The organism is Crocosphaera sp. Alani8 (assembly GCF_038442745.1).
GTDB lineage: Bacteria > Cyanobacteriota > Cyanobacteriia > Cyanobacteriales > Microcystaceae > Crocosphaera.
The window spans coordinates 1-1,723 of the sequence record NZ_JARVCN010000232.1 but is presented as its reverse complement, the minus strand read 5'-3'; the positions used below and the strand labels follow the sequence as shown (position 1 = coordinate 1,723).

The window sequence follows — 1,723 nt, the reverse complement described above, 5'->3', positions numbered from 1 at the left end:
TTAAGGCAACGCTAAAAGTTTTTGAGGTTTCATTAGGACCAAAAGTTAAGGTGCCATTGGTAGCGGTGTAATCACTACCTGCTATTGCTGTGTCATCAACGGTTGCGTAATCAACACTAATGGTCTGACTACTAGGTTCAGATAAAGTGACGGTAAAGGTGGCATCATTGTCATTTTCATTAACGCTGACGTTCCCAATTGAAATTTCTGGTGTGGAGGGTGGGGTAGGGTTGGTCACCATATAGTCAACCGTTTGTGTTTCCAAGATGGCCCCAGAACTATCATAAGCGGTCGCAGTGATGGAGTAAGTTCCTTCCGTGATCAATTTGCCATAATAGTCACCATTACCGTTATCCCCAAACAAAGCATAAGGAGCAACACCTTCTGTTCTATTGCCTAGGTTAGAGACAAATTTGATCCTAGCGACTGCATCACTATCGCTGTGGTCAGGATTGACAACAGCAGAGATATTGAATTCAGTGAGGTCAACTTGACTGAGGTTGATGGTGTTATTAACAGCGAGATTGTCGAAGTCAGAAACCACTTGGTCGGTGACCGCATCGATTAGAGCAAATGTAAATAGTTCAGAATTTATACCTTCAGAGCCAGTGAGTGGATCGATCATACTGGTATCTGCAGTGATCATTTGATCGGGATTAGAATTAACTGACTCTAAAGCAAATGTTTCAATAAGTCCTTCATCAAAGCCTGATGAGTTACCTAGAGCATCATTTGGAGGTGATGATGTCTCCAAACCACTTTCGCTAAAATTGAGGGGTGAGATTAACGAAGACGATGGAGTAAGTGATTCAACTTCAGGGGATAGAAAATTCATAATTATCTTTTAGGATTTTATATTGCCGGTGCTGAAATCAGCATTCCTCGTTCGAGAATAAGAACGGCCAGTAATTTCTCTAGACTTTGAGCGGGAGGTTTTCTAGACACTTAGTGATTGTTAGACTAGTTTTGAAACCCTATAAAATAAATTCTTATAAAAATGTAAAGATTTTGGTAAATACTATTTGAGTCTGATAAAACCATGAGTTAGTAAAAAAATATTGTGAATCTGATAAAAACTTTCAAATCCTTAGCTGGGCTGACTTTTAGCTTAATTGCTTGTTATCAAACTTAACTGCAACGAGGGCATCTCAATTTTTTTCTCTTGTCTCCCGCAAGTTTAATTTTCGGACAACTATAAAATATCCAATTTTAATAAAGCCCTATATCCTATGTACAATTACATTAGTGAATATTTCGTGAACTATCCGAACCATAGACTTTTGTCTATATGCAGTTCCGTGGTCGGATGACTTTAAAATGTTCAAAAATTTAGTAAGTTTCTACAAGGTTATGTTTGCAGATCGCGGGACAATAAGTCCCTGTAGCACTTCATATATTCTTACGTGAGTTACCCTTCTATGTCACTGGAATCATATCATTTCGATGATCAGAAGCAAATTATTTCGATTAAGGGTTCTAAAACCCTTATTATATCCTCAACCAATAAAATGGCTTTTTCCGATTGGAAGCATCTTTTTTCCGAAAGACAAAAATGGAAGCATATCATTTCTGAAAGTTACATTGGTTTATAGTTTAATTAGGGTTTGCTGAAAAAGTGGTTCAAAAAATTAGGAGGCCAAAAACCAATAATTTATCTCCAAACAGACTACGGGAGCGACGCAAAAATGTCGCATCGACCGGAATTCGGTGAAAGCGACTGGGG

At 38.2% G+C, this 1,723-nt stretch carries 1 protein-coding gene; it reads right to left on the bottom strand.

What is annotated here, in order from left to right; translation table 11 throughout:
• Positions 1–835 (bottom strand): Calx-beta domain-containing protein (locus tag P9B04_RS13840; protein WP_342055573.1); only part of this gene is annotated, 835 nt, incomplete at its 3' end.
• Positions 836–1,723: the final 888 nt, after the last annotated feature.